This is a genomic window from Vibrio rumoiensis (assembly GCF_002218045.2).
In the GTDB taxonomy this organism is placed as follows: Bacteria; Pseudomonadota; Gammaproteobacteria; order Enterobacterales; family Vibrionaceae; genus Vibrio; species Vibrio rumoiensis.
The window spans coordinates 74,722-95,287 of the sequence record NZ_AP018688.1 but is presented as its reverse complement, the minus strand read 5'-3'; the positions used below and the strand labels follow the sequence as shown (position 1 = coordinate 95,287).

General features: G+C 41.1%; 14 protein-coding genes and 2 pseudogenes. 12 read left to right on the top strand and 4 right to left on the bottom strand.

Translation table 11 applies throughout. From position 1 onward, the window contains the following. Nucleotides 1-15: 15 nt before the first annotated feature. The 9 genes and pseudogenes from VRUMOI_RS19110 to VRUMOI_RS19075 all read left to right on the top strand — a co-directional run. Nucleotides 16-258 (top strand): annotated as a pseudogene (locus VRUMOI_RS19110) (type I restriction enzyme endonuclease domain-containing protein); the annotation flags it as partial. Nucleotides 259-3,655: 3,397 nt separating this feature from the next. After that, nucleotides 3,656-3,784, top strand: a complete 129-nt coding sequence (locus VRUMOI_RS19660; RefSeq protein WP_264298504.1) for a hypothetical protein — start codon at nucleotides 3,656-3,658, stop codon at nucleotides 3,782-3,784. A 294-nt stretch (nucleotides 3,785-4,078) separates the two neighbouring features. Next, entirely contained in the window at nucleotides 4,079-5,857 is a 1,779-nt protein-coding gene (locus VRUMOI_RS19105) for a type I restriction-modification system subunit M (protein WP_089138951.1), read from the top strand. Continuing rightward, a complete protein-coding gene (locus VRUMOI_RS19100) occupies nucleotides 5,850-7,100 on the top strand; it encodes a restriction endonuclease subunit S (RefSeq protein WP_089138950.1) in 1,251 nt (416 codons plus the stop codon). The genes VRUMOI_RS19105 and VRUMOI_RS19100 overlap by 8 nt, the downstream gene beginning before the upstream one ends. A 1-nt stretch (nucleotide 7,101) precedes the next feature. After that, nucleotides 7,102-8,157 carry a Fic family protein gene (locus VRUMOI_RS19095; RefSeq protein ID WP_089138949.1) on the top strand — a complete coding sequence of 352 codons (1,056 nt, stop codon included), beginning with the start codon at nucleotides 7,102-7,104 and terminating at the stop codon, nucleotides 8,155-8,157. Nucleotides 8,158-8,169: 12 nt separating this feature from the next. After that, a complete protein-coding gene (locus VRUMOI_RS19090) occupies nucleotides 8,170-9,036 on the top strand; it encodes a hypothetical protein (RefSeq protein ID WP_089138948.1) in 867 nt (288 codons plus the stop codon). Further along, complete coding sequence (locus tag VRUMOI_RS19085; protein WP_089138947.1) at nucleotides 9,023-9,682, top strand: hypothetical protein; 660 nt, start codon at nucleotides 9,023-9,025, stop codon at nucleotides 9,680-9,682. The genes VRUMOI_RS19090 and VRUMOI_RS19085 overlap by 14 nt, the downstream gene beginning before the upstream one ends. Before the next feature lie 145 nt (nucleotides 9,683-9,827). Continuing rightward, a complete protein-coding gene (locus VRUMOI_RS19080; RefSeq protein WP_089138946.1) occupies nucleotides 9,828-13,040 on the top strand; it encodes a type I restriction endonuclease subunit R in 3,213 nt (1,070 codons plus the stop codon). 22 nt (nucleotides 13,041-13,062) lie between these two features. Beyond that, a complete protein-coding gene (locus VRUMOI_RS19075; protein WP_089138945.1) occupies nucleotides 13,063-13,806 on the top strand; it encodes a M48 family metallopeptidase in 744 nt (247 codons plus the stop codon). Here VRUMOI_RS19075 and VRUMOI_RS19070 read toward each other — a convergent pair. Continuing rightward, on the bottom strand, nucleotides 13,803-14,378 hold the full coding sequence (locus VRUMOI_RS19070) for a DUF2913 family protein (RefSeq protein ID WP_162598468.1): 576 nt from the start codon (nucleotides 14,376-14,378) through the stop codon (nucleotides 13,803-13,805). The two genes, VRUMOI_RS19075 and VRUMOI_RS19070, sit on opposite strands and share 4 nt — an antisense overlap. A 236-nt stretch (nucleotides 14,379-14,614) precedes the next feature. On the opposite strand from VRUMOI_RS19070, the gene VRUMOI_RS19065 reads away from it, so the two are divergent. After that, nucleotides 14,615-15,082 (top strand): Sbal_3080 family lipoprotein, encoded by a 468-nt coding sequence (locus VRUMOI_RS19065; protein WP_089138943.1) that lies wholly within the window; start codon nucleotides 14,615-14,617, stop codon nucleotides 15,080-15,082. A 169-nt stretch (nucleotides 15,083-15,251) separates the two neighbouring features. On the opposite strand, the gene VRUMOI_RS19060 is transcribed toward VRUMOI_RS19065, so the two are convergent. From VRUMOI_RS19060 to VRUMOI_RS19050, 3 genes are all read right to left on the bottom strand, one after another. Next, nucleotides 15,252-15,881 carry a bifunctional 4-hydroxy-2-oxoglutarate aldolase/2-dehydro-3-deoxy-phosphogluconate aldolase gene (locus VRUMOI_RS19060; protein ID WP_089138979.1) on the bottom strand — a complete coding sequence of 210 codons (630 nt, stop codon included), beginning with the start codon at nucleotides 15,879-15,881 and terminating at the stop codon, nucleotides 15,252-15,254. A 90-nt stretch (nucleotides 15,882-15,971) separates the two neighbouring features. Then, entirely contained in the window at nucleotides 15,972-17,762 is a 1,791-nt protein-coding gene (gene edd, locus VRUMOI_RS19055) for a phosphogluconate dehydratase (RefSeq protein ID WP_162598471.1), read from the bottom strand. 13 nt (nucleotides 17,763-17,775) lie between these two features. After that, the gene (locus VRUMOI_RS19050) at nucleotides 17,776-18,333 is read right to left on the bottom strand and encodes a gluconokinase (protein ID WP_038149440.1); all 558 of its coding nucleotides are present in this window, start codon (nucleotides 18,331-18,333) and stop codon (nucleotides 17,776-17,778) included. A gap of 139 nt (nucleotides 18,334-18,472) precedes the next feature. Between VRUMOI_RS19050 and VRUMOI_RS19045 the strand changes: the two are divergent. After that, nucleotides 18,473-19,060 (top strand): annotated as a pseudogene (locus tag VRUMOI_RS19045) (GntT/GntP/DsdX family permease); the annotation flags it as partial. Between the two features lie 92 nt (nucleotides 19,061-19,152). Continuing rightward, nucleotides 19,153-20,562 carry an IS4-like element ISPrst1 family transposase gene (locus tag VRUMOI_RS19040; RefSeq protein ID WP_110410729.1) on the top strand — a complete coding sequence of 470 codons (1,410 nt, stop codon included), beginning with the start codon at nucleotides 19,153-19,155 and terminating at the stop codon, nucleotides 20,560-20,562. Nucleotides 20,563-20,566 lie beyond the last annotated feature (4 nt).

Sequence of the window (20,566 nt, the reverse complement as noted above, 5' to 3'; positions counted from 1 at the left end):
ATCTTTTTCCATATATTTTATCGTGCCTTGGTAGAAAACGAGTCATCCGTTCGTGAATTAGGTAATGAAAATTTGCGTCAACTCGTCATTGAATGGGCTCAACAATTACGTAAATCTGCGACGGTAGATTGGCAGAAACGGGAAAGCGTTTGAGCTCGTATGCGTAACCTTGAACGCTGATTATTACGCAAATGGAAATACCCACCAGATGCTGCTGAAGAAGCGATTAAGCTTGTGTTAGAGGAAGCAGAAGTGTTGGTTGGTATGCGGCTTAAATTATTTGTAGAAAAACACAAAGGCAAGGTGAATTCACCTTGCTTTTTTTGTTGGTACGTTGTGCTTAATCTCCCCCCTTCTTTGTCGCAAAATAAAACGGTGAATACAATTATTTTTAAGTCGATGAAAGTAACAATAGTTTCAAAATTTAGCTCTGTATGGCTGAAATTTAAGGGAGAGTGTAAACAGTTTTTTTAGTCTTCGGCCTCTTAACGTTTTCAACATTCTTGAGCGAAAGTTGATGTGTAAACTTTGGCTATTGTCACGAGGATTTATGTACTTGATAAGGGAGTATTTTCTAAAAAGTTGTTGAGAGCCTTCATGTTCTTGGTAGTAGTAGTTAATGCCTGCTTTTACGGTAAAGAATGCTCAGAAATATTTTGAAGGCATTAGATGGGTTCTATCGATGAAATGCTAGTTTGTCATCTTTGTTGGACGATGAGTTTGGAGTGTTTGTACGAAAAAATGACGTGATAGTGTTTAAAATAATATAGAAAAATATCTTCTTTTATGGCTTCTACTTTTGTAAATGGTGAGAGGATATTATGGTATTTCTTCCTACTATTCACATGCGAAAAAATTGTATGCTTCGAACGAATTAAGGCAAGCAACGACGTGCATTTCTGTATTTATTGTTTGTGATTCTATGAAAATATCATGACGAAAAATTATTCAAATTATGACTGTTTTCTTGTGATTATACGGTGATGTTTTTTGCAAAAAAAAACGGAATAAAGTTATCCAATATGATGTGTTCATTGGCTATGAAGTTGTGAAAAAATAATGGGTTTAAGTTATTTTTATCTATGGTGTAACTGCAAAATTTAGTCCTTGCCGATCTTGTTTTATCGTATGGTTAGTTCTGTTTTATAGACGAATATCGTACTTGGTTAATTTGGCTATATTTTTTTAGTACGTCGTAAGTGATGGTTTTTTTGAGCGTCGATTGGTTGTCAAAATGTTCAAATTAAAGTGTCAAAACACTCAAGTTAACTATCAAGAGGTTATCAAAATAGGGTGTCAAAATGCTCACATTGACTATCAATAGGTTATCAAAACACGAGTGTCAAAATGCTCAAATCGAAGTGTCAAATTGCTCAAATCAAAGTGTCAAAATGCTCAAATCGAAGTGTCAAAATGCTCAAATCAAAGTGTCAAATTGTTCAAATCGACCCTATTTAAATTTAATTATTTAAATAAAAGTTAAATAGGCATGCATCGATATGCTCTGTTTAGAAGGTTTTTTGCGATAAAAGGGCGTGAGAAAAAAAGAAAATTTTTAAGCATTATTCTACAAGAGAAAGTTGTAATCGAATTGATGTGATTTACAACATGTCCCATGCATCTATAAAATCATCAGAACAGTTCCCGTCAATCAGCAGTCAGATATAAAAACAGCAGTCAGATATAAAAAATGAACACGAAGCATATTAATATTTTGAACGTGTTTAGTAGTAACACTTCGGTGAAGTAATGTGGTTTGAGTTTTATTGCAAAATTAAGATAGCTTCCGTTTGATTTTCTCAATCTTGATGCTTCATTTTTTATGCATGGTTCAGTGCATTTAATTTTTGTGATGATGGATAGAGTTTATCAATTCCTATGTTCGATTTTATTGTTTGATGATTGCAAAATAGAATGTGCTCTTTAGGTGTTTGAAGTTACCCCAGAATTCAAATCTGGATAAGAACGAATGGCTAGGTGCAAACAAAGAAGTTAAAGTTAAGCATTTTTTTCTTCCATCCCATTTTGAAAAACGTTAGCTCAACAATCTGTAATTTAATTTGCAATGGTTCAAAGTAGATCCGTAACGCCAAAGGTTTTTTGATGCATGTGTATGCAGACTAAGTGAAGAAGATGTGAGTGAAATTGTTTTTGTTATAAGCAAATACATATCATGCAACCAAGGCATTAGTTTGCGTTTCAATAATCATTTTTCTTTTAAAAAATCAAAAGTAGATTCATTGCAAAGTTCCTTATCAAGTTATTGCGCGAATAAGTTAATGAAACATGTGCGGGGATTAGTGGTGATTCATAACTGCACCAGTTAATGGTTTTGGTTATGTGTTTGTCATTTTTAAGTTGATACTTTTAACCTAATTGTTCGTGTGACATGAGCATCGATGTTTTGGTTTTTTTTGATTGTGAAAATTTAACTTGAGAATGGAGATTGCCTCCTGGTTTTTTGTTCTAGTTTCGATACTTTTTATGCAGCTAAGAGAGATATTAGAGTGTTTTGGTATTGGATATGGATTGACTACGTCAAGATAAAACTCATTTGATCTAAACGGTGAATTTTAACTGGGCTTAAAGGGAGTGAATGTTTTGTCATTGGTAGAGTGGTGTGAATTGTGACTACAGTGATCTGAAATTTAAAATACTAGGATGTATTCAATAGTTAAATTTCTGTGGGTAGAGCAAGAATGCAATTTACATTGTTACGGACATTAGTTGATTTATCGAATTGCTTTCACCTGAATCTATTGAAATGTTTACTCCAGGACTATGAATGGTTATCACAAACAACGTTGTGCACATTTTTAAGCAAATCAAAAGTAGAGCCACGCAATGAACAAGAGTTAATTCGTTGCTTACGGAACGCATAGTACTTACTTGGTTAGCGTTGGTCATGGGAAGTCATGTTCAAGTTAAGTCATCGCAATTGAAAACTAAGACTCGAACATACAAGGACATGTAGCTGAGTTAAAACTGAAACCATCGGAAGTGATGGATTGCGATTGTAAGAAACAGAAAATCAAATACGACGTTGGAGGGGAAGTATAGTGTGCTGTTCGCTTGCTGTGTTGGTTTCCCGTTTTGAATTTCGCACTAGTGATGGATGGTCAGAAAAACGAGACTGAATTTCTTTTTGGGATGAGCAAAAATAGGGTTGCAGATTGATGCTTTGTATTCTCTCGTTATGGTGAGAAATCTCACAAAGTGATCGATGCTAGAAAAGCATTTCAGACCGAGTGTTTTTTAGGGAACGAAACAAAATTATTTAAATCACCCCGTATTAATGCCATTTTAACGCCCCAAAATGGCGATTTGAGAGCGTTTGGTTGAAATGTTGTGGCATCGCGACCGTAAAGGTAAATAGCGTGCTTACATGGCCATTTAGAGCGAAAATAAAAGCAAGTAAGTTGATGTTAAACGAACTCTGGAAACTGGGGGGAATTAAATGACTAAACTTGGTCGCTTATCCTAAACGTTGATCGCGTTTTATTTTTGTCGAACATTGTGAATAAATCCGCTATTTTCAAACGTAAACATGGAAACACAGTCATATCCTGATCAGACTTTAAGTGACAGTGTAGCTTTGGTTGCGTGGCTTTTCCTGAGGATACCACAGCAAAATGATTCTCTTTCGGAGGAATGTATGATTACGATAAACCTAGCCAATGGATTTGTACCACTTCTTATTGCTTTAGGTGGGCTCATGATAGGAGCCGCTTTGATGCTTTACTATGCTTACAAATGGGATCAGCGCCATTCTGATGATGATTAATAAACTATTGAAAATAAATTATTTACTTCAAATGGTTATTGGCTTTTCAATGGCCATGCTTAAAGCCAATCGAACACTTATCATTTCGATAAATTGATATAAATCCTTGTTTCATCATATCTCTATTGTCACCCTCCTGGCATCGCCGTAGAATCACCAACAATTAAAAGGTTTTACTGCGACGCCAACTGTCGCACTCCACCCTAATATCGATGTTATACCCAAACAAAAGGGTATAGATGTTTATTTTGGCTTTTTATCACCAAGCCTTTCAGCTTTGAAATGGACAACCACATGACCACCAGCGCGAAAATCACCCTGCAACAGCTTGAATCTTTCCTATGGCAAACCGCCGATATTCTTCGTGGCAATATGGATGCCTCTGAATATAAAGATTACATCTTTGGCATGTTATTCCTAAAACGCCTGTCGGATGCCTTTGAAGAATCTAAGCAAGGCGTGGTGCAATATTATCTAGACAAAGGTAAAACCCAAGAACAAGCAGAAGAACTGGCCAATGATGAAGATGAATACGACACCACCTTTTATGTGCCAGAAAATGCCCGTTGGTCAGCGTTGAAAGATTTAAAACACAATATCGGTGAAACCCTCAACAAAGCTACTGAATCGATTGAAGAATTTAACCCGTCATTAGAAGGCGTGTTAGTCACCATCGACTTCAACATCAAGAACAAGCTATCGGATGCCAAGTTACGCGATTTGTTATCCCACTTTAGCCAATATCGTCTACGCAATGAAGATTTCGAACGCCCAGATATGTTAGGTGCGGCTTATGAATACTTAATCAAAATGTTTGCTGACAGTGCTGGTAAAAAAGGTGGGGAATTTTATACGCCATCAGAAGTGGTAAAACTGCTGGTGACGTTATTAAAGCCTCGTGCTGGAATGCGTATTTACGATCCAACCATAGGTTCGGGCGGTATGTTAATCCAAACCCGTGGCTATCTTGAATCGCAAGGTGAAAATGCTGCCAACCTTTCTTTATACGGCCAGGAGATGAACCTAAACACTTGGGCGATTTGTAAGATGAACATGTTCTTGCATGGGGTGCAAAGTGCCGATATTCGTAAGGGCGATACCTTGCGCGAGCCTAAGCATACCCAAGGCGGCGAGTTAATGACCTTTGATCGTGTGATCGCCAATCCGCCGTTCTCACTGAAAAAGTGGGGCAAGGAAGAATGTGATAGCGATGGTTTTGCACGTTTCCCTTATGGTACACCGCCGAAAGATGCCGGTGATTTAGCTTTTGTGCAACACATGATCGCCAGCACCAATGCAGAAGGCATGGTTGGCGTGGTGATGCCACATGGGGTGTTGTTCCGTGGTTCAAGTGAAAAAGCCATTCGCCAGGGCATTTTACAAGATGATTTATTAGAAGCCGTGATTGGTTTGCCGTCGGGCTTGTTCTATGGCACTGGCATTCCGGCTTGTTTGCTTGTCATCAATAAGAACAAATCAGCCGAGCGTAAAGGTAAGGTATTGTTTATTAATGCTGAGCTGGATTATCAAGAAGGCAAAAACCAAAACGTTCTACGCCAACAAGATTTAGACAAAATTGTTGCCGCTTTTGATGCCTATCAAGACATTAAGCGTTACGCCAAAGTGGTGGAACTGGCGGAAATCGAAGCCAATGATTTTAACTTGAACATTCGTCGTTACGCCGATACCTCACCACCGGCAGAAATCTTTGATGTGCGCGCGATCCTTCACGGCGGCGTGCCAGTGCGTGAAGTGGAAGAAGATTACATCCGCGAAGAGATCTTAGGGGATTTTGATGTGTCTTTGGTCTTTGATATAAAAAGCGATATGAAAGGCATGACCAACACTGACGAGCGCTATTACGCCTTTAAACCGCAAATTGAATCAAAAGAAGCGCTTCGTGAGTCTATCTTACAACACGCCCCCGCCGATACGGAAGTGGACAGCAAGGTGATTGCCCAACTGGAACGCTGGTGGGATAAATACCAAGTGTCGCTGCATGAGTTAGACCAACAAGTACAAGATGCCGAGCAAGTGATGCAAGGTTACTTGAAGGAGTTGGGTTATGAGTAATGTAGTGCCTGAGGGATGGGCTATCAAAACAGTTGGTGAGTTATCATCAGTAAAAAGAGGAGCGTCACCTCGCCCTATTAAAGACGCTAGATGGTGGGGAGGAAATGTTGGTTGGGTTCGCATTTCTGATGTGACTTCATCTAATAAATACTTAAAAAAAACAACTCAATATTTATCTGCGGAAGGTGTAAGTAAAAGCGTTAAAATAAATAAAGGCGAAGTTGTTTTATCAATATGTGCAACTATTGGTAGGCCAATTATTGTAAGTGTTGATGCTTGTATTCACGATGGATTTGTTTGGTTTGATAAATTAAGCCAGTCTATTGATCGAGAGTTTTGGTATTACTTTTTAACAAATAAAGAAGAATACTTTTCTAGTCAACGACAATCAGGGACACAAGGGAATCTAAATACGGCTATTGTTTCAGACTTAAATTGTTTACTTCCACCACTCCCCGAACAAAAGAAAATCGCGGCGATCCTCACCTCCGTCGATGAAGTGATTGAAAAAACACAGGCGCAAATCGATAAGCTTAAAGATCTCAAAACCGCCATGATGCAAGAACTGTTGACTTGCGGTGTCGGCGTAGATGGCAAGCCTCATACCGAGTTTAAGGATTCCCCTGTGGGTAGGATTCCGAAAGGGTGGGAGGTTAAGAGCTTAGACACCGTAGTTAAGTGTGTTGTTGACTGCGAACATAAAACGGCACCATATGTTGAACAATCGGAATTTATGGTAGTGCGGACAAGCAACGTCAGAGATGGGGAGTTAGTATTTGATGATATGAAGTTTACTCACTCTGACGGATTTAATGAGTGGACGAAAAGGACTATTCCAACAAAGGGTGATGTGTTGTTTACTCGTGAAGCCCCAGCAGGTGAATCTTGTTTAGTACCAGATAACCTAAAAGTGTGTATGGGACAAAGGATGGTATTACTACGTCCTGATAATGATGTTGTTGAATCTGATTTTTTTTCAATGTTTTTGACTTCAGAAGCAGCTAAGAAAAGTATATTTGAAATGTCGATAGGAACAACGGTTAGTCGTATTAATATTGAGGATATAAAGAAAATACCGTGTGTGGTTCCTCCAAAGATAGAACAAATAAAAATTGCTAACACTATAAGTTGTGTCCAAAAGTTGTTATCTACAAAACAAGGTAAATTAGAGTCGTTAAATCTTACCAAAAAAGCCCTAATGCAAGATCTCCTCACCGGCAAAGTCCGAGTTAAGGTGGATTAACATGCACTACGCACCGCCTTTCACGCTTAATAACCAAATCCTGTCGCGGGTGGCCAACATCAGCGAACAACTTGGGCGATTGACCGCCACGCAAAATAGGGCGCAATCGTTATTGCTACGAAAGGTCAACCGAGTGCGTACCATCCAAGGCTCGCTGGCGATTGAAGGCAATCAACTCACCGAAGACCAAATCACTGCCATACTAGAAGGTAAGCGAGTGATTGCCCCGGCGCGTGAGGTACAAGAAGCCAGCAACGCCCTCACCGTATACGAGCAACTCGACAGCTTTGCATACCAAAAAGAATCAAGCTTATTGCAAGCGCATAAAACCTTAATGTTGGGTTTAATCGATAGCGCAGGACAATACCGTAATACTGGCGTGGGCGTAATCAAAAATCAGCAAGTCATTCACATGGCACCACCAGCCGATCGCGTACCCAAATTAATGGGAGAATTGTTTACCTGGCTCGCTAACAGTGATGATCATCCGCTGATCAAAAGCTGCGTATTTCACTATGAGTTTGAGTTCATTCATCCGTTCGCCGATGGTAATGGCCGCATGGGGCGCTTGTGGCAAACACTGATCTTAAAGCAATACCATGAAGTGTTTACCTACTTGCCGGTCGAGAGCTTAATCGCTGCCCATCAAACCGAGTATTATCAAGCCATTGCCGATAGCACCAAGGCCGCCGACAGCGCACCTTTTATCGCTTTTATGTTGTCGATGATAGAGCAGGCTCTACAGCAGTTGCATCATACTTCTGAGAGTGTCGAAACAGGTGTTAGCCCCCAAGTCGCCCCCCAAGTCACCCCCCAAGTCAAAACGCTAATCAAGGTGATGAAAGTGGCCGGCGAAACCGAGCAAGCACAAACCAGCTTTAACCGAACGGATTTACAGCGGTTGCTTGGCTTAAAAGACAAAAAATCCTTTAATCAACGTTATTTACAGCCTGCATTAAGCAATGGATTGATTGAAATGACGATTCCAGATAAACCCACCAGTCGCTTACAACAATACCGACTGACGGCGTTAGGCAAATCAATACAGGTTGGATAGGGAAGGTTAGTCATGTTAAAAGCTATTCTAAACGGCAAAGCAGGACGAATAGACAACCAACAAGGTGAATCCGTGAGTTGGTCGAGCGTATTCAAAGCCCGTGAAGACTTATTGACATCCACAGTATTTGAACGCTTTGCTTATCTGTCTGATGAGATTCAAGCCTATTTAATTGCGCAGTGGTTCGTTCATTGTAGTGGACATGCCCCCAGCAACATTGGTGAACTGATAGATATCAGCTATTGGCCTAGATTTAGCCATGAACACAATAACGGTAGCAACCAAGTTGAACCTGATTTAATTCTGCATTTTGAATATGCCAATATTCTAGTGGAAGTGAAACCTCCCGAGGGTGGTGATCAATACAAATGGCAATGGCAAAAGGAAATCGAATCCTTCTTGCAAAACTCAGAAGATGAATGTGATAAACCACTGTATTTTTTGGCCATCGGACGTATTGAGCAAGTTGATGCTATACGCTGGGCCCAATCACTACTCGAACAGAATGAACCACTGAAAGGCCTTGGCGCTTTGAAATGGCAAGTCGTGACCGATCAGTTGATTGAATTAGTGAGTGATAAAGGCGCGAATTTTTCAGTCTCCAAACAAGATAAGCGCATCATCGACGATATTTTAGAAGGGTTAAGTTTATACGGCCTGAAGATATCGCCGTTTCAGTGGAGCCAATTCTTTGATACTCGTCTTCCTACGTTATCACTTACCCATTCACAATTAAATAAAGGTATGCCAGCCTCTACTGGTAAATCACCAAAGCTTTTAGCGGATAGTGGTATCACGCAATTGAATCAGCATAATTTTCCTAGGCTGGATCTCGAAGTATTTTCTAATTTATTAAGGCCTCATCATGCAAACTCATGACACTGACCAATTGTTTTTACAGATACGCACTGCTCATCGACTGTTAGCCGCTTATTATCAACGTTTGTTGCCAACCATTGAGCAAATAGCTAAAGGGTTGGAGTTGGATTATTGTCTATGGCAACCAAAGGACTTTGCGAGACCAGGTCATCGTTCAACAAATCAATTTGACCGTTGGCATTGGGATTTGCTACCGGCTTTATCTACTTATTACGTTTTCGGTCACTTTGAGCATTCTAACAAGGTAATCGTTGGTGAATATCTGGTAGATTTTTTAGTGAACTCAGATACGGGTGTAACGAAAACAAATAGTCATGGAGAGCCCGATGCTTTGAGTTTAATGACCAGTGTCGAAAATGCTGAAAGTACTCTTACTATCAACGTGTATGCACCTTATCAAGCTATGACTGGGAATTGGGCTAATGGTGTCTGGGATGGTTGTGCAAAAGCCAATATAAGTGAATCTCCAAATCCACAATTAGACTCTAAGAAAGCAGTAGTATCGAATGGTTTTACTATTCCTCTGACAGATCTATTTAATGACAACGCGGTGGAGTGTCTGATTGAACGTACTCAAACCTTTATTGGAGCTGCGGTAGATAAAGCCAAATCTTTAGTTGAAGAAAATCAACAAGAGAATAGTTAGGGATTGGTATTGAATATAGAGTTGGTTTATTTTTTCATGCTTTTTAACACCTAGGGTATGAAAACCTCTTAAATTTTAAACCAAAGTGTCGATTAACCAGTAATCAAGCCAGCAATAATATGACGTATAGATAAGGCCGTTTAGGATGAACAACGAATTCGATAAGGTAGAAGCTCCCGCCATTGCACAGTTGGTATCACAAGGCTGGCAATATGTGAGAGGTCAAGATCTCGCGCCAGATCACCTGGATACCGATGGTAAGGCCGAACGTGCCTACTACCGTGATGTGGTGTTGGTGAAGCGTTTGGAGTCGGCCATTAAGCGCTTAAACCCTTGGATTAGCGACGAGAACTTGCGCAAAGTGAGCCGTGAAGTGACTCACCCACATCATGCAGGCTTGATGGAATATAACCACGCCTTTTATCAAACCATGGTGCAATATCTGTCTGTTGAGCAAGATCTAGGTAAAGGTCGCAAAGGGCAGACGGTCAAACTGATCGATTTCGATAATCCTGACAATAACGAATTTCTATGCTGTAACCAGTTTAAAGTCGAAGGGCTGAATCAAAACATCATTCCCGATATTGTGTGTTTTGTGAATGGTATTCCTTTGGCGGTGATTGAGTGTAAATCGCCATACATTGCCAGCCCGATGAGCGAAGGGATTAATCAACTAAGACGTTATGCCAATCTTCGTCAGCCAGAAGTCGATGAAGGGGCGGAAAAACTGTTTTGGTATAACCAATTGATGATCTCGACTTGTCGCGATAAAGCCAAAGTGGGTACCATCAGCTCAAGTAGCCAGCATTATGGTGATTGGAAAGATGCTTATCCTTATACCGCAGAGCATATCACTCAACAAACGCTCAGCAATAAACTGGATAATCTCCAAGCCAAGCTAGAAATCGAACTTCCGGAACACGCGTTATTAGAGGATACAACGCCTCAAACCGAATTATTGCAAGCGGCAGAAGCGCCAGCCTTATACGAAGTCAACGCACAGAACATTACTGAACCTAGCGATCATGATGTGACGGCTCAACAGCGTTTGCTTGCCGGTATGTTCAATAAAGCCAGCTTCTTAGATATTGTGCAGAACTTCGTTTTGTTTGAGACCGACGATGGCAAGATGATTAAGAAAGTCGCCCGTTATCAGCAATATCGTGCGGTGAATAAAGTTATTGAGCGATTGAAGGGAGGTAAAGACCGCAAAGCCCTCTCTCGTAAAGACAGAAGCGGAGTAGTTTGGCATACCCAGGGCAGTGGTAAATCCCTGACTATGGTGATGCTGGCGGTGAAGATGCGCCGTGATCCGATTTTAAAACAATACAAGCTGGTGTTTATTACCGACCGAACTCAGCTCGATGAACAGCTTTCTAATACCTTCCGTGATGCACAGGGCGAAACCGTTTATAACGCAGGCTCGGTGGCTCAGCTCAAAGAATTGCTGAAAAAAGACAGCTCAGATTTGGTGACGGCCATGGTGCAAAAGTTCTCCGATCTTGAGAAAGAGCAAGCCAATAGTGAATTCGTCGATTTAAACCCAAGCGATAAAATCATTGTACTTGCCGATGAAGCGCACAGGACTCAATTTGGCGGTCTGGCGTTAACCATTAATGCCGCGTTGCCGAATGCACCTAAGATTGGGTTTACGGGGACGCCTTTGCTTAAAACACAAAAAATGGGGCAAGCGTTTGGTGGCTATATCGATGAATACAAGATTAACCAAGCGGTGGAAGATGGTGCGACGGTTAAGCTGTTGTATGAAGGCCGTGAAGTGAAATCTGAAGTGGCAGGGGATTCCCTCGATGCCTTGTTTGAAGAATATTTTGGCGATTACAGCAAAGAAGAACAGCAAGAAATCAAACAAAAATACGGCGTGGAAAAAGCGGTACGTGAAGCGCCAGCTCGCATTCGTTGGGTGTGCCTAGACATTATTAAGCATTATAAAGAACATATTCGCCCAGATGGATTCAAAGCCATGATTGTGGTGGGTAGTCGACATGCTGCTGCCTTGTATAAGCAAACTTTGGATGAATTGGACGGGCCTTTATCGGAAGTGATTATTTCAGGCAAGCATAATGAAGAAGCTTATCTTGCTAAATACACAGATAAAGCGCATCAAAAGCAGGTGATTGCCAATTTCAAAAAGCCTTTTGGAACTGATGCGAAAGACACTAAAGAAGCGGATAAGAAGTTTGATAACACGTCATTTTTGATTGTGAAAGACATGCTTTTAACTGGCTTTGATGCTCCGATTGCGCAAGTGATGTATATCGACCGTTTATTACAAGATCATACCTTGATGCAGGCGATTGCTCGAGTGAATCGTAGCTATAAGGGCAAAGAATGCGGTTATGTGGTGGATTATTACGGTCTCGCTACTCAGCTAACGCAAGCTTTGGAATTGTTTAGCAGTGAAGATGTGGAAGGCACTTACCAAAGCCTGAAAGATGAAATACCTAAGCTAAAAGCCAAACACACTCGCGTTATGTCTTTCTTTAAAGGCATGACCAGCGACGATGTGGATGATTATGTGGTGTTACTAAAAGATGAAGCCAAACGCGCTCAGTTTGATATGGCGTTTAAGCAATTTGCCAAACAACTCAATGTGATTTTACCGGATACCGCCGCGGTGCCGTTTATGGCGGATGCACGCTTTTTAGGTAAGGTGCATCATGCCGCAAAAAATAAATACCGCGATGAAGGGTTAGATATGAATGAGATTGGCGCTAAGGTTCGGGCACTGGTGGATGAGCATATTTTAAGTACTGGCGTTGATCCAAAAATTCCGCCGATTGATTTATTGGCGGTGGATTTTAAAGACAGTATTCAAGCCACTAAATCCGATGAATCGAAAGCTTCTGAAATTGAAAGTGCGATTAAGCATCACATTAATATCAACCTGGACGAAGACCCGGAATATTACCGTTCGTTAAGCTTGCGATTGCGTGACATTATCGAAAAAACCGCTGGACGTTGGAGTGAGCAATTAGAATTGTTGCTTGAGTTTACTGGCGATATTGAACAAGGCCATCAACAAGCAGCGCAGGATTTAGGGCTAAGTGAAGTTGAGTTTGCTTTCTATGGCATCTTAATGACGGAAGTGACGAATGTCAGTGATGGTGATGTGGTGGATGCCAGTATTCACGAGTCAATCAAAGACACGACTCAAGAGTTAGTGAAAACCTTAGAAGAAGCCACTCAGATCGTTGATTTCTTTAATAAACAAGATGAAATCAAACGCATGAAAAAGATAATTAAGCGTATCGTGTTAGATCAGCCATTCGGTGACAAAGACTTGGTGAATATTTTGCAAGAGCGCTTTATGGAACTGGCAAAAACCAAATTTGGTTAATTTAAGGATTGATTAAGCTGACATGAATAAGCCTTTAATTAACGACAAAGCAGCCTATGCCGAACAAGCAGATTTGATTGAAGGGCAAGGTTATCAAGTTCATATCGTAAGAACGTCACGCCGTAAAACGGCTTCGATGAAAGTTGAAGACGGCGTAGTGAGCATTGTCGTGCCAAAATCTTTAGCCCGTGAACGGATTCAATCGCTGGTGGAAGCCAAGCATCAATGGATAATCGAAAAACTCGCGATTTATCAAGTCAGCCAACCGGCCAGTGAAAAGCATTATGTATCCGGTGAAGCCTTTCCTTATCTTGGGCGTAACTATCGTTTAAAGGTGCTACAAGGGGAGTTGAGAGGGGCAAAACTGTTGAATGGCCGCATGACAGTGACAGTGCCTGAACCTGAAACCCAACGTCATTATGTGCGTAAGTCATTAGAAAATTGGTACTTACGCCAAGCGCAAAAGAAAATCCGTGAGAAGGTGGAACGCTACCGTAGTGTCGTGGGTGTCGAAACCGGCGTGATCCGCATTAAGGAGTTTAAAAGCCGTTGGGGCAGTTGCACGCCTTATGGCGATTTAGAATTCAACTGGCTTATTGTGATGGCCCCAAACCGTATCGTGGATTATGTGGTGATCCACGAGCTATGCCACCTCATCCATCACGACCATTCCCCAAGCTTTTGGAAAGAAGTCGAGCGCGTGATGCCCGATTATCGTGAACATAAAGCGTGGCTGAAAGAGCACGGGCACAGGTTGGGTTTTTAAGTATTGAGTGGACTCAAAGTAAACTCATACATTGATGTTTTCTCAGGGGTCGTTGATGCTGATATTGAAAAGAAACCCAGGACACTTAATTCACGCTCTATAACATCTGGATGTTCCGTTTTTATAAAAAGCGTTAACGGCTTAAGCATAAGGCCATCCGCGTCGAATGATTCTGCAATTTTAGCTTCCGATACCATAAGGATATCTTGATCATCCATGTCATCACTTTCGGTCAGCATGCTATAGATACCACCTTTTTCCATATGGGTGAGAACGCGAAATAGCTTTTCTGAATCATTAGGATTAACAACGGATTGATAGCTATCGACGATCTGAAGAAGTCTCTTTTCAATCGATTCACCGGCAGGCTTCATTAAAGAGATGGTTTTCAGTCTTTTTTTTACTAGAGCGTAGCGGCGATCTTTAACTAATGGTTTGATATACCTAATAATGATCTGGTTTCGGGCTTGTGTTGTGAAGAACTTTTGTGATTTCGTTACTTCCAGATATAGGTGCAGTAGAGCGTTTGTGAGTACATCAGATAATTGCTTATGAAAGGTTGAATCTGTCATCTGTGTTAAGTTTCTTGTTAGTATGATGCTTGTCGATGAGCTTATCATAATGTAGAAATAACGGTAGTAAGGGAGTGTAAATTGACCTGTTGTTTCTAACGCCTAATATTCACTGAACGCTACTGGCCATCGATAGTCGATTCAAGGTGACTCGGTTAGCATAGAGGTTAAAGAACAGGTTGGGATCACAGTTTACTGAGGTGAACTAATAATGGAAATTAAAACAAGGAAAAGTAATGTTTAAAAAAGCCGTAGTATTAAGCGCTAGTCTCTTTTTAGCAGCATGTTCAGCGCCGAAGTACACAGTTAACCCAATCCAAGAAAACGAACAGAGAAAAGAAATAACCATCGTTAAAGACGATGCAACAAGGGCAATATTCCTAGATACCATGCAAGAGTGGTGTTTGGATAATGCTAAAAGGTGCACCCTGGTGCCAGATGGCTCTCATCCGAATCCATCCGAGTTGACTCTGATCTACGTCTCTAGATGGAGTTGGGATTTAAGCACATATATTTCCGATTCCCGAATTAATGCTTACAAAGATGAACGAAAGGTTGGGGAGGTTGAGTTTAAAGCGCCCGACACTATTAATACTGATAAATGGGGCGATGACCGAAAACGCATCTTGATGATGCTAGACCTCTTATTTGGTAAGCAAACTGCTACAGAAGCACATTCTAAAATTGAGTCTGGTGAGATTTAATGTGAGAGAGTAATTTCGGTCTATACAAGCGATTAAAGCTCTTCAATTTAGATAAGATCTAAAGGGCAAAGATGGACTTTGAGGCTGGAATGAAATCATGCCCAAATCATTCTGAAAGAGAGTTCTCGACAAACGCTCAGATTAGTATTCGGGCATTTAGTTTATTACGCTATATTGCGAGTGCTTCTTTTACTAGTTCAGTGATGCCTTGCCAATCCTTTGCCTTGATCTTATCTGCAGGTAGCATCCACGATCCCCCTACAGTCATGACGTTTGATATTGCACGATAATCACGAACATTTTTCGGGTTGATGCCGCCAGTTGGACAGAACTTTACTTGAGTGAGAGGGGCACAAATCGCTTTAAGAGCAGGTGCACCACCGTTGGCTTCGGCAGGAAAAAACTTCAAATGGTCATAACCATGCTCTAAAGCCGTCATCACTTCACTTGGTGTAGCAACTCCTGGAATAAGTGCTACTTTGTGCTGTTTGGCATGTTTTAATAGCGACTCACTGTATCCTGGAGAAATAGTAAATTGTGCGCCCGCATTTACGGCTGCGTCGTATTGCTCTGAATTCAGTACAGTGCCAGCACCCACAAGTGCATCTGGCATTGCAGTGCTAATGAGGTTAATGGCTTCTAATGCGACAGGGGTTCGTAAGGTGATTTCAAAGATAGAAATACCGCCATCTGCTAGAGCTTTCGCCATAGGCAGTGCATCGTCTAAGTCATCTATAACCATGACAGGGACAATAGGAGAGCTTTGAAATACGCTTGCAGGTGAAATAGTCCAATTCATTTTTGTATTCTCTGATTGTTGAAAGGTATCAATATCAGGTTGGGGCAATGCGTGTGATTTTCCAACCTGATAAAATCGATCTGATAGATATTAGAGGATGCTCGCTCCAGCTTCTGCACTAGAGACATGTTGTCTAAAGATAGTAAATAACTCTCGACCGGCACCAAGATGCTCATTGATATTGACGGTGACGTTGCTCTCACGATCCTCTAAATTCGACTCACACATGATCGTTCCTTGCTGCGCATCAAGCACGATAATGTCACCATCTTGTAAACGAGATAATGGTCCCCCTTTAGCCGATTCAGGTGTCATGTGTATTGCCGCTGGAACTTTACCGGAAGCACCGGATAAACGTCCATCGGTCACCAGTGCAGTTTTAAAGCCAGCTTTCATCACATTGCCCAGAATGGGCATCAACTTATGTAATTCAGGCATACCGTTTGCTGCTGGCCCATTATGGCGAACCACAATAATAATATCTTGGTTAAGTTCTCCGGCTTGGTAAGCTTTCTCGACATCATGTTGAGATTCAAACACTCGCGCAGGCGCTTTGATATAACGATCTCGTTCCGATACGGCACTGATTTTGATCATGCCTCGTCCTAGGTTACCGTCGAGTAACTTTAAGCCGCCTTGCTGACTAAACACGTGACCGTTGACGGCGATAACATCGGGGTCAGTGCTGTCTTGTGCTGGTTGATACACAACTTTACCGTCAATTAATCGAGGAGAAGTTAAATAATCACTCATTTGGCCGTAAATTGGGGTGGCATCCATATGAATTAAATCTAGCTCTGCCAGGCGTTTCATTAAGGTTGGAACGCCGCCAGCAGCTTGGAATGCATTAATATCAGCTGGGCCATTCGGGTACATTTTCGTTAACTGTGGGACGACATCAGATAGGTGATCAAAGTCATCCCAAGTAAGAATAAGCCCTGCCGCTTTCGCAATCGCTATCATATGAATGGTATGGTTTGTACTACCACCAGAAGCAAGCAATGCGACTAGTCCATTAACTAGAGCCTTTTCATCAACCACTTGACCTATTGGGCGGAAATCGGCGGAACCATGCGCCACTTTGACCATTTGTAGTGATGCCATTTTGGTCAGTTCATCGCGTAGGGGATCGGTTGGTGAAACAAATGCAGAGCCTGGAAGCATGAGCCCCATAGCTTCAAATACCAGTTGGTTCGTATTGGCGGTGCCGTAGAAAGTACAAGTGCCTGGTGAGTGGTAAGCATTACATTCCATATTTTGTAAGGCTGCTACGCCGACATTCCCAGCGGCATACTCTTGCCTTACTTGTACTTTTTCACTATTAGAAATACCCGTTGCCATGGGACCTGAAGGGACGAATGCAGCTGGAACATGACCAAAGGAAAGGGCGCCAATAATTTGTCCTGGTGCAATCTTATCGCATACGCCGAGTAGTAAGGTGGCGTCAAATGCATTGTGACTAAGGCCAATAGCAGTTGCTTGTGCAATTAAATCACGAGAGAACAAAGATAAATCCATACCTGGTTGACCTTGAGTCACACCATCACACATCGCCGGAACACCACCTGCTACTTGAGCACTGTGGCCAGCATTAGCAAGCGCCTCTTTGATTTTATCTGGATAAGTGAGGTAGGGCTGGTGAGCACTTAGCATATCGTTGTAAGCGGTAATAATACCGACGTTCAACGTTGTAAAATCTAAAATGGAGCTTTTTGAGCCACCACAAGCCGCAACCGTATGAGCCAAGTTACCACATGATAAGCTTTTCCGAGATTTACCTTGATTTGCTAGTTCTGCAATATGTTTAAGGTAAGCCTCACGAGTTGCTTTGCTTCGTTCAGCAATATTGTTAGTGACTCTTAAAATTGTGTTATTCATTATTTATCACCTCTTATTAGGCTGTAGTAGCAGTAGCGAGAGCATCTTTCTGCTTAATTTGGTCAATTTGTTGAAGGCAGCGCGTGATGACAGTATTAAAGTCACCCTCTATATCCACTTGGAAGACGTTGTGCTCGTCGCTAGCTGGCATTTCGAGGGTATCAAACTGGCTTTGCAATAGTTCAATTGGCATGAAGTGCCCCTTTCGTGCCAGCATACGTTGTTTGACTAATTCGAAGTCACCATGTAAATGCAGGAAGTTAACGCTTTTATTACCCTCACATATTTGGTCACGATACTGACGCTTTAGTGCAGAGCACACAATGACACCCAATTCATTTTTCGTTTCGATACTAAATGCAGCATCACGAATACGCTCTAACCAAGGTTTTCGGTCGTCATCATTGAGTGGATGACCAGAAACCATTTTCAAAATATTCGATTTTGGATGTAAATCATCCCCATCAATAAACTTTGCACCTAGCTGTTTGGCGAGTGATTCACCAATGCTCGATTTACCTGTACTAGAGACACCCATGATCAGAAATACTTTACCAAGACCTTTGTTACTCATTTTTTTGACCTCTATCTAACTTTTCAATATTCCCATAAATTTATGGTGTCTACTCTAACAAGTTACGGGTAACATGTTACCCGTAACTATGAATAATGTGAAGTTAACCAAAAAAAATAATTAATGGAGTAACACGAGAATGTCCGATTTATCTTTAATCATTACAGCATTAGGCTCGATAGTCCTTCTGCTATTTTTAGTAATGAAAGTACGCCTGCATGCTGTGGTTGCGTTGATACTCGTTTCAATGATTGCTGGTTTATTTTCTGGAATGAATCCTGCTGATATTGCAGCCACCATTCAAAAGGGAATGGGCGGAACACTTGGCTTTGTTGCCGTTGTTGTTGCATTGGGTGCTATGTTCGGAAAAGTCATGGAAGAGACGGGGGCACTCGATCAAATCGCTCATACATTGTTGCATCGCTTTGGTGAAAAAAATGCCAATTGGGCTATGACCTTTACTGGCTTTATCTGTGCTTTACCTTTGTTCTTTGATGTGGCGGTCGTTCTACTTATTGGTATTGCTTTTGCTGTCGTGCGTAAAGGGGGCGGTAGTGTAATTAAAATTGGTATTGCACTTTTAGCGGGTATCGCGACCTGTCAAGCCTTCTTAATCCCAGCTCCTGGACCTATATTAGTTGCATCACAGCTAAATGCTGATTTTGGTTATATGATCCTATTTGGTTTGCTTGCTTCTATACCAGCCATGATTTTAGGCGGGCCTATTTCTGTCTCTTATACACAAATCATTATTTCTGGAACTTTAACGACATTCATAGATCAGATCTTCCATTGATGAGTCTGAATTAAGGAATAAACATGATTGTCAAAGCTGCTGAGTGGGCACAGAATAATTTTGGTAATGCTGAGCTAGGTGATAAAAGACGGACAAAACGACTCGTTACTTTAGTTACTGACTTAGTCAGTAACATTGGTATGTCGGTAGTAAAATCATCACAAACATCGGACAAAATTGAGGCTGCTTATCGCTTTATTCGAAATGAAAAAATTAAGGCTCAAGATATTGAAACGTCAGCATTTAACACTACAGCAGAGCTCGTTAACAATTATGATTTATTGCTTGCTTTAGAAGATACAACATCCCTTAATTTCAGTTATAAATCCGTCAACCCTGAACTTGGCCCTTTAGGGAATAGTACAAAAGCTAGGGGGATGATGGCTCATTCTGTATTGTTATTTGCACCAAATGAACAAAATGTTGTGGGCCTTATCGAACAACAGCGTTGGTGCCGAAGCCTCTCCTCTCATGGTAGAGGAAGTAAACATTTAGAATATAAATATGAAGATAAAGAAAGCTTTAAATGGCAAAGAGCTTCAACTCATGTTGCCAAGAGACTTAAATCGAATATGAGTAAAGTTATATCTGTCTGCGATCGTGAAGCAGATATTTATGAATATCTTCGATATAAAACTCAAAATAACCATCGTTTTGTTGTTCGTTCGATGCAAAGTCGGAGACTCACAGAGGAAAACAATAAACTCTATTCTTTTTCAGAAAATTTAGTCAGTGTTGCTCAAAGAACCATTTGCATATCTCAAAGAGGCGCAACAAAAACCTCAGCAGCTAGGAAAAAGAGATTAGTAAACTGCGATATCAAATACTCACCTGTTACATTAAAAGTTCCGGGGAATAAGCGCGGTAATCTTGAAGATATAAGTCTTTATTATGTTGGCTGCCATGAGAACTCAACTGGCTCTAAAGAGCCATTGAGATGGCATTTATTGACTTCTGAAAAAATCAATAATGCTGATGACGCAAAGCGAATCATAGAGTTCTATGAGAAAAGGTGGCTAATTGAGGACTACCATAAAGCTTGGAAGTCTGGGGGGACAAAAGTCGAATCATTACGCATGCAGACAAAAAATAGCCTTGAAAAAATGACTGTCATATTGTCATTTATTGCTATTAGGATTCAGCAACTTAGGTATGTAGGGTTAAATAAAGATAAAGCTAAAAATACCAGTTGTGAAACACTATTGACGCCTTTGGAGTGGAAGTTACTTTGGATAAAAGTTGAAGGTGTACAACCTCCTAAATTAACGCCCAATATTCATTGGGCTTACATTAGCCTAGGTAAATTAGCAGGTTGGAACAATAGTAAACTAACAGGGAGAATAAGTTGGATCACCCTATGGGAAGGATGGTTTAAGTTGCAGACTTTGGTTGAAGGATATCGAATAACCCAAGACTTCATTTTTGATTTGTGATCAA

Excerpts from the sequence above, each read along its gene's own strand:
- VRUMOI_RS19090 (WP_089138948.1), top strand. The coding sequence starts at position 8,170 with ATGTTAAAAGCTATTCTAAACGGCAAAGCAGGACGAATAGACAACCAA.
- VRUMOI_RS19095 (WP_089138949.1), top strand. The coding sequence starts at position 7,102 with ATGCACTACGCACCGCCTTTCACGCTTAATAACCAAATCCTGTCGCGG.
- VRUMOI_RS19065 (WP_089138943.1), top strand. The coding sequence starts at position 14,615 with ATGTTTAAAAAAGCCGTAGTATTAAGCGCTAGTCTCTTTTTAGCAGCA.
- VRUMOI_RS19060 (WP_089138979.1), bottom strand. The coding sequence starts at position 15,881 with ATGAATTGGACTATTTCACCTGCAAGCGTATTTCAAAGCTCTCCTATT.
- VRUMOI_RS19075 (WP_089138945.1), top strand. The coding sequence starts at position 13,063 with ATGAATAAGCCTTTAATTAACGACAAAGCAGCCTATGCCGAACAAGCA.
- VRUMOI_RS19105 (WP_089138951.1), top strand. The coding sequence starts at position 4,079 with ATGACCACCAGCGCGAAAATCACCCTGCAACAGCTTGAATCTTTCCTA.
- VRUMOI_RS19660 (WP_264298504.1), top strand. The coding sequence starts at position 3,656 with ATGATTACGATAAACCTAGCCAATGGATTTGTACCACTTCTTATTGCT.
- VRUMOI_RS19080 (WP_089138946.1), top strand. The coding sequence starts at position 9,828 with ATGAACAACGAATTCGATAAGGTAGAAGCTCCCGCCATTGCACAGTTG.
- VRUMOI_RS19085 (WP_089138947.1), top strand. The coding sequence starts at position 9,023 with ATGCAAACTCATGACACTGACCAATTGTTTTTACAGATACGCACTGCT.
- VRUMOI_RS19100 (WP_089138950.1), top strand. The coding sequence starts at position 5,850 with ATGAGTAATGTAGTGCCTGAGGGATGGGCTATCAAAACAGTTGGTGAG.
- VRUMOI_RS19040 (WP_110410729.1), top strand. The coding sequence starts at position 19,153 with ATGATTGTCAAAGCTGCTGAGTGGGCACAGAATAATTTTGGTAATGCT.
- VRUMOI_RS19050 (WP_038149440.1), bottom strand. The coding sequence starts at position 18,333 with ATGAGTAACAAAGGTCTTGGTAAAGTATTTCTGATCATGGGTGTCTCT.
- VRUMOI_RS19070 (WP_162598468.1), bottom strand. The coding sequence starts at position 14,378 with ATGACAGATTCAACCTTTCATAAGCAATTATCTGATGTACTCACAAAC.